Here is a 374-nt window from a genome sequence, read left to right on the forward strand (position 1 = left end):
AGGAATGGCACGCCCAACGGGACTCGAACCCGTGTTTCCGCCGTGAAAGGGCGGCGTCCTAGACCGCTAGACGATGGGCGCCCAAGACGAGGTGGCTTATAGAGAAGCCTTTTGGTTCCCGCAAGTGATCAGCTGCCGCCAATTCGATTTTTCTTGCGGAAAACTTCTTGAAAGTTTTCGGTCTTCTTCAGGCAAGCATAAACGCGATGCGACAACGCAACCCCGAAGTATCCAGAACTATAGCGAAGAAGGAATGGCACGCCCAACGGGACTCGAACCCGTGTTTCCGCCGTGAAAGGGCGGCGTCCTAGACCGCTAGACGATGGGCGCCCAAGACGAGGTGGCTTATAGAGAGCGCTTCGGATTCCCGCAAG

Annotated in this window: 2 tRNA genes; both read right to left on the bottom strand. The window is 56.4% G+C overall.

Annotation, left to right across the window (positions count from 1 at the left end):
• Positions 1–5: 5 nt before the first annotated feature.
• Positions 6–81: transfer RNA gene (locus QN224_RS33675), tRNA-Glu, on the bottom strand.
• 173 nt (positions 82–254) lie between these two features.
• Positions 255–330: transfer RNA gene (locus QN224_RS33680), tRNA-Glu, on the bottom strand.
• Between the last annotated feature and the right edge of the window lie 44 nt (positions 331–374).

The sequence above is a fragment of the Sinorhizobium sp. 7-81 genome (assembly GCF_030124405.1).
Lineage (GTDB): Bacteria > Pseudomonadota > Alphaproteobacteria > Rhizobiales > Rhizobiaceae > Sinorhizobium > Sinorhizobium psoraleae.